Source organism: Ruegeria sp. YKSD163, from assembly GCF_059612905.1.
The window spans coordinates 272,567-278,883 of sequence record NZ_JBXWRM010000004.1; the positions used below are offsets into that span (position 1 = coordinate 272,567).

The 6,317-nt window shown below is 61.7% G+C and carries 5 protein-coding genes, 1 tRNA gene and 2 pseudogenes; 6 read left to right on the forward strand and 2 right to left on the reverse strand.

Going from position 1 to position 6,317, the window contains the following annotated elements; translation table 11 throughout:
- Positions 1–232 precede the first annotated feature (232 nt).
- The 4 genes from AC2FNA_RS08315 to AC2FNA_RS08330 all read left to right on the forward strand — a co-directional run bounded on the left by AC2FNA_RS08315 (position 233) and on the right by AC2FNA_RS08330 (position 3,925).
- The gene (locus AC2FNA_RS08315) at positions 233–967 is read left to right on the forward strand and encodes a TVP38/TMEM64 family protein (RefSeq protein ID WP_496825542.1); all 735 of its coding nucleotides are present in this window, start codon (positions 233–235) and stop codon (positions 965–967) included.
- Positions 967–2,385: a dihydrolipoyl dehydrogenase family protein gene (locus AC2FNA_RS08320; protein ID WP_496825544.1), complete on the forward strand. Its 1,419-nt coding sequence runs from the start codon at positions 967–969 to the stop codon at positions 2,383–2,385. The genes AC2FNA_RS08315 and AC2FNA_RS08320 overlap by 1 nt, the downstream gene beginning before the upstream one ends.
- Positions 2,386–2,399: 14 nt before the next feature.
- On the forward strand, positions 2,400–3,785 hold the full coding sequence (locus AC2FNA_RS08325) for a sensor histidine kinase (RefSeq protein WP_496825546.1): 1,386 nt from the start codon (positions 2,400–2,402) through the stop codon (positions 3,783–3,785).
- Between the two features lie 63 nt (positions 3,786–3,848).
- Positions 3,849–3,925: transfer RNA gene (locus tag AC2FNA_RS08330), tRNA-Arg, on the forward strand.
- A 330-nt stretch (positions 3,926–4,255) separates the two neighbouring features.
- Here the strand turns inward: AC2FNA_RS08330 and AC2FNA_RS08335 are convergent.
- Positions 4,256–5,188 carry an IS5 family transposase gene (locus AC2FNA_RS08335; protein WP_496825548.1) on the reverse strand — a complete coding sequence of 311 codons (933 nt, stop codon included), beginning with the start codon at positions 5,186–5,188 and terminating at the stop codon, positions 4,256–4,258.
- Here AC2FNA_RS08335 and AC2FNA_RS08340 point away from each other — a divergent pair.
- Both AC2FNA_RS08340 and AC2FNA_RS08345 read left to right on the forward strand, forming a co-directional pair.
- Positions 5,187–5,534, forward strand: a complete 348-nt coding sequence (locus AC2FNA_RS08340) for a hypothetical protein (protein WP_496825550.1) — start codon at positions 5,187–5,189, stop codon at positions 5,532–5,534. The genes AC2FNA_RS08335 and AC2FNA_RS08340 overlap by 2 nt on opposite strands.
- Before the next feature lie 84 nt (positions 5,535–5,618).
- Positions 5,619–5,882, forward strand: a pseudogene (locus AC2FNA_RS08345) (integrase core domain-containing protein); the annotation flags it as partial.
- 98 nt (positions 5,883–5,980) lie between these two features.
- Here AC2FNA_RS08345 and AC2FNA_RS08350 read toward each other — a convergent pair.
- Positions 5,981–6,317, reverse strand: a pseudogene (locus AC2FNA_RS08350) (hypothetical protein); the annotation flags it as partial.

A 6,317-nucleotide genomic window follows, 5' to 3' on the forward strand; every position in this document is an offset into this window, starting at 1 on the left:
CTAATGCCAGAGGCCGGGCAAGTCAAACCCTCTGAGAGGGGTTTTGCGGGCTTTTGCAACAATTTCCCCCCGACCGCCAGAAGAAAGGTTTCAGTTTCCCGGCGCAGGCGGTGTTTTTCTCACGTTTTTATCCCTTTGCGTTCAACCGAGCGTGAATACCCTGTTGTTTGACGGCGCGGGTCTGCATCTTGGGGACAATATGAAGCCCGACCCTGAAACAAATCCGGAACCGATGCGCCAAACCGCCCAATCCGCGCCGCGCCGCATGCTGCGCCATTTGCCGTTGATCGCAATCGTTCTGGTCGCGGTGGTCGGGGCCGTCACCCTGCGCGACTATCTCAGTTTCGATACGCTGGCCGCGAATCGGCAGGCGCTGCTGGCCTATCGAGAGGCGCATTATGCCGCGATGGCGGCAATCTTCGTCTGCATCTATGTGCTGATCGTGGCCTTTTCCCTGCCCGGTGCGGCGGTGGCCTCTATGACAGGCGGATTTCTGTTCGGCCTGGCGGTCGGCACCGTGCTGAATGTGCTCGCGGCCACCATCGGGGCGGTTGTGATCTTTCTGGCCGCCCGCGCCGGGCTGGGGGCGATGTTGACCGCGCGGCTCGAGGCCTCTGAGGGCGCGGTCAAACGGCTCAAGGACGGGCTGCGGCGCAACGAGGTCGAGGTGCTGTTCCTGCTGCGGCTGGTACCAGCGGTACCGTTCTTCGCGGCCAACCTGATCCCGGCGCTGGTCGGGGTAAAGCTGCGCAACTATGTGCTGACCACGGCGCTGGGTATCGTGCCCGGTGCGATCGTTTTCACCTGGATCGGGGTGGGGTTGGGTGGCGTGTTCGATCGCGGCGAAACCCCTGACCTGTCGCTGTTCCGGGAACCTTTCGTGATCGGACCTATCCTGGGTCTTTGCCTGTTGGCGGCGCTGCCCATCGTCATCAAGGCCCTGCGCGGAAAGCGGGAGGAAATGTGATGGAGCGGATCAAGACCGACCTGCTGGTGATCGGCGCGGGGTCCGGCGGCTTGTCGGTGGCGGCGGGTGCCAGCCAGATGGGTGCGCGGGTGGTGCTGCTTGAAGGGCACGAAATGGGGGGGGATTGCCTGAACTATGGCTGCGTTCCCTCGAAGGCGCTGCTTGCCAGTGCCAAGGCAGCACATGCGAAAGCCAGTACCGCCCGGCTCGGCGTGACCGACCAGTTGGCGCAGGTGGATTTCGATGCGGTGAAGGATCACGTTCGGGACGTGATCGCACAGATCGCACCGGTCGACAGTCAGGACCGGTTCGAGGGGCTGGGCGTGCGGGTGATCCGCGAATACGGACATTTCGTTTCCAGGACCGAGGTGCAGGCCGGCGCGCACCTGATCGTGGCCCGGCGCATCGTTATCGCCACCGGCTCGACCCCCTTGATCCCGCCGATCCCTGGGTTGGACAGCGTACCCTATCTGACCAACGAAACCCTGTTTGCCCTGCGCGAGCGCCCCGATCATCTGCTGATCATCGGCGGCGGCCCCATCGGGCTGGAAATGGCGCAGGCGCATGTGCGGCTGGGTTGCAAGGTCACCGTGATCGAGGCCGACCGCGCCTTGGGCCGCGAGGATCCCGAGGCGACAAAGCTGGTGCTTGATCACCTGCGCGCCGAAGGCGTCGAGATCGCCGAGGACACCGCCGCTGCACAGATCCGCGGCCAGGCCGGCGCCATCGAAGTGGTCAGCGCCGAGGGGCGCATCTTTGCGGGCAGCCATCTGCTGGTGGCGGTCGGGCGCAAGGCCAGCACCGACCGGCTGAACCTTGAAGTCGCGGGGGTCGAGATCACGCGCACCGGCATCCGGGTCGATGCGTCGCTGCGTAGCAGCAACCGCCGCGTCTATGCGATCGGCGACGTGGCGGGTGGCCTGCAATTCACCCATGTGGCGGGGTATCAGGCCGGGGTGATCCTGCGCTCGGCCCTGTTTGGCCTGCCCTCCAAGGCGCGAACCGATCACATCCCACGCGCTACCTACACCGACCCTGAACTGGCCCAGATCGGCCTGACCGAGGCGGAGGCCCGCGACACGCACGGCGATAGGGTCGAGGTGGCCCGGTTCGACTACCTTCATAACGACCGCGCCATCGCGGAACGCCGCACCGAAGGATTCATCAAGGTGATGGTGGTTCGGGGGCGTCCGGTTGGTGTCACCATCGTCGGACATCAGGCCGGGGAACACGTGAACTTGTGGTCGCTGGTTCTGGCCAATAATCTGAAGATGAGTCAGGTTGCGGCGATGGTGTCTCCGTACCCAACAATTGGTGAGATCAACAAGCGCGCGGCGGGGGCCTATTTCTCGCCGCGCCTGTTCGAAAATCAGACAGTGAAACGGGTGGTCGGGCTGGTACAGCGCTGGCTTCCCTGACGGGAAAGGACATCATGCTGAACTCGCTTTCGGGCCGGTTTCTGATCCTGACGGTCGCCTTCGTGATGTTGGCCGAAGTGCTGATCTTTGTACCCTCGATCGCGCGGTTCCGTCAGGATTTCCTGCAAAACCGGCTGGAAAGGGCGCAGATTGCCTCGCTGGCGCTGCTGGCTGATGACATGTTGGCCACCGATCTTGAGGCCGAGTTGTTGGAAAACGCCGGGGTATACAACGTGGTACTGCGCCGCGACGAGGTACGGCAGCTTATGCTCAGCTCTCCGATCCCCGGACAGATCGGGCAGAGCTATGATTTGCGTCAGGCCTCGCCCTGGATCCTGATGCGCGATGCGCTGTTGCGGTTCTTCATGTCCGAGAACGAGGTCATCCGGGTGATCGGCGAACCGGTCAAGGAGGCCGGATTGCTGATCGAGGTTACGATGGACAGCCAACCGCTCAGGACGGCGATGATCGACTATGGCGCGCGGATCCTGCTGTTGTCGCTGGTAATCTCGGTCATCACCGCCTTCTTCCTGTTCCTTGCGGTTCGTGCGATCCTGGTGCGCCCGATCAGAAGCGTTGTCGACTACATGCAGCGCTATGCCCGCGCGCCAGAGGATGTGCGCGGCATCATCACCCCCAATTCCAGCGTGACCGAGCTGCGCGAGGCCGAGGAAGCCCTGCAAATGCTGCAACGCCAGATCACTCAGGCGCTACGCCAGCGTGAACGGTTGGCGCAACTGGGCGGTGCCGTGGCAAAGGTCAGCCATGATCTGCGCAACATCCTGACCTCGGCGCAGCTGTTCACCGATCGGATCGAGACCAGCGAGGACCCGCTGGTGCGCCGGATGGCGCCGAAGCTGGTCAACTCGATTACCCGCGCAGTGTCGCTGTGCGAAAGCACGCTGGCCTTTGGCCGGGCCGAGGAACCCTCGCCGATGCTGACCATGGTTCGCCTGCATGCGGTCGCCGAGGACGTGGTCGCCAGCGAGCGGCTTGCGCTGGGCGAGGGCGCGATCGATATTGTCAACGAAGTGCCCGAGACGCTGAGTGCGCGGGCCGATCCTGAACAGCTGTTCCGTGTGGTGATGAATCTGGTGCGCAATGCACGTCAGGCGCTGGAGGTCACCGGACAGCCCGGCCTAGTCGCTGTCTCGGGCCACGAGACCGAGACGGATTGGGTGATCGAGGTGCGCGACACCGGCCCCGGACTGCCACCCAAGGCGCGAGAGAATCTGTTCACCCCGTTCCAGGGTGGCGTGCGCAAGGGCGGCTCGGGCCTGGGCCTGGCAATTTCCGCCGAACTGGTGCGTGGCCATGGCGGTGCGCTGGTTCTGAAAGACAGCGGACCGGGCGGAACCGTCTTTGAAATAAGGCTCCCGAAAGGCGGCGAAACTTTTTGAGAGAATTTCGCAGAATCGGGTTGCGCCCCTCCGGCCTAAAGTCTAGATAGCCCCTCACCAAGCGGACCGATAGCTCAGTTGGATAGAGTACTTGACTACGAATCAAGGGGTCGGGGGTTCGAATCCTCCTCGGTCCGCCATTTGCCTCTGAAATCATTGGCAAATAGCGAAAGGCAAAGTTCCTACCCGCCAAAAATCCCGCCAACTGATTTGCGATTGGATGCTACCGCTTGCAACAGTTGATTGTAGCGGCCAAGAAACTTGGCTTCCCGAAGAAAAAATCCTAGCTCCGCTCGCCTTGCCGCCAAACCAACAGTTCAATCCCCGAGAGTTCATGCATTGAATTGGGCTGAAAGGGCCTCAGCCTGTTGAAGCACAGTGCGAACCGCTGTGTCCTGTAGATCAGGCCGGTACAAGGCATTGTTGCAGAACTCCCGCCTGAAGCGTGACTTCCCCTTTCCCCATTGATGTCATTCCACACGAACGATCTCGGCGGTGCCGAGTGCGTTGAAGCGGTTCATGAGAGCGATGCGGATGTGGATTTCGGCGGCTTGGCGGTCGGGGTCTCTGGCTGCGATGCGCTCGCCGAATGCCTTGAGGCAACGCATTTTCGCCTCGACCCGACTTCGAGCGTGGTATCCTGTCCAGCGCTTCCAGAAGGCCCGGCCGTAGTGCCGGGTGGCGCGCAAGGTTTCGTTACGAACCCGCGCAGCTGGGCAATCTTCCTTCCACGGCCGACCGTTCTTGCGGACCGGAATGATCGGGACAGCGTCACGCCCGATGATGGCGGTGTGGCAGCGGCGTGTGTCGTAAGCGCCGTCTGCGGTCACGGTTTTGATCTCTTCATCCTTCGGGATCTGGTCGAGCAGTTCTGGCAGCACCGGGCTGTCGCCGTCTCGGCTGGGGGTGAACTCGACGGCGCGTATGTCAGAGGTAGTAGTATCTATGGCCAGATGGACTTTGCGCCCTTGGCGGCGCCCCTGAACGCCATGCTTGCGGGCTTGCCACTCGCCATCGCCGAGGAACTTGATTCCGGTGCTGTCCACCAGCAGGTTCAGTGGCCCATCGGCACGGCGATACGGGATCTGGACGGCCAACGCTTTCTGTCGACGGCACAGCGTAGAGAAATCAGGAACGGGCCAGTCCAGCCCCGCCAGGTGCAAAAGGCTGGCAACCATCCCGGCGGTCTGCCGGAGGGGCAGCTTGAACAGAACCTTGATTGACAGGCAAAATTGGATGGCAGCATCGGAGAATACCGGTGGTCGACCCGGACGCCCAGCCTTGGGGGCATGCCATACCATGTCCTTGTCAAGCCAGATCAACAGAGATCCACGCCGCTTCAGCGCTTCGTTGTAAGACTTCCAGTTCGTCGTGCGGTAGCGGGCAGGTTCGGGCTTACTCATGCCCCGCGTCTTAACCTACCGGATTCATGCCGTGAATCCCCCTGCCAGCGAGTTCTGCAACAACGCCGATGCGGGGTCGAATGTGGACACGATCGAGCATTACTCGATTGCCAATGACTGGATCAGCTTGGATGAGCGCGTGTTCGGCGCGATTGGCTCGAGCTTGTCCTCCAGCGAGTTCCGTATTGGCTCGTCGGCACAAGACAGCAACGACTTCATCATCTACAACTCCGCGACTGGAGCGCTCTTCTATGACGCAGACGGGGCCGGAGGCGCCTCGCAAGTTCAGTTCGCCGTTCTAGATCCGGGGCTCGGTCTGACAGCCTCAGAGTTCGATATCGTGTGAGCAGAGTGAGGGCTTTCAGTCGCCAGAGTTTCTCGGAGAGAGCAGGGTGTTGTTGTAACGTGTGATCCGGTTCGCTTTCTGTTTGAAGTTTGGGCCTATGCCAACGATGTTACGCTGGACTTCTCGCGGCCCGGGAAACCCACGAACAACGGCTTCATCGAAGCATTCAACAGCAAGCTCAGGTCCGAGTGCCTGAACGCGCACTGGTTCATGAACCTTGCGGATGCACGGGAAAAGCTGGGGGATTGGCGTAGACACTACAACGAGGACAGACCCCACAGCGCGATCGGATACAACGTCCCGATCGACATGCATTATCCCGATGGCATCACCAGCCCGTCATCGTGACAGAGCCGGAAAAATCCAACTTCCGGCGGTCCAAAGTCGGGGAGCATCGCACCAACCTGCAGACTCTCGTTATGAATGAGGGACCAGCGGGGGGCAGGTCAATTGCCGGCGCCCCCCTTGAGATAGTCGATATTGCCGTATCCGAACAGGAAGTCGTCCCCATCGAGACCCGAAAGCTGGTTCCGGTCGGCAGAACCGGTCAGATGGTCGCCAAAGTTCGAACCGACCAGGTTCTCGATCTCGAAATACAGGTCACGCGCGGCCCAGCCCTGGGTTCCGTAGCCGGATTCTTCGCCGTTCACCACGGCACCGTTGCGCAGGTTCGCCGTCACCGCGCCGGGCGCGTTGAAATAGGTCACCGTGTCGACACCGTCGCCGCCATAGTACCGCTCACGCCCACCATCCGAGGACACGAACCAGTCGAAATCGCCCAGT

Excerpts from the sequence above, each read along its gene's own strand:
- AC2FNA_RS08315 (WP_496825542.1), top strand. The coding sequence starts at position 233 with ATGCGCCAAACCGCCCAATCCGCGCCGCGCCGCATGCTGCGCCATTTG.
- AC2FNA_RS08320 (WP_496825544.1), top strand. The coding sequence starts at position 967 with ATGGAGCGGATCAAGACCGACCTGCTGGTGATCGGCGCGGGGTCCGGC.
- AC2FNA_RS08325 (WP_496825546.1), top strand. The coding sequence starts at position 2,400 with ATGCTGAACTCGCTTTCGGGCCGGTTTCTGATCCTGACGGTCGCCTTC.
- AC2FNA_RS08340 (WP_496825550.1), top strand. The coding sequence starts at position 5,187 with ATGCCCCGCGTCTTAACCTACCGGATTCATGCCGTGAATCCCCCTGCC.
- AC2FNA_RS08335 (WP_496825548.1), bottom strand. The coding sequence starts at position 5,188 with ATGAGTAAGCCCGAACCTGCCCGCTACCGCACGACGAACTGGAAGTCT.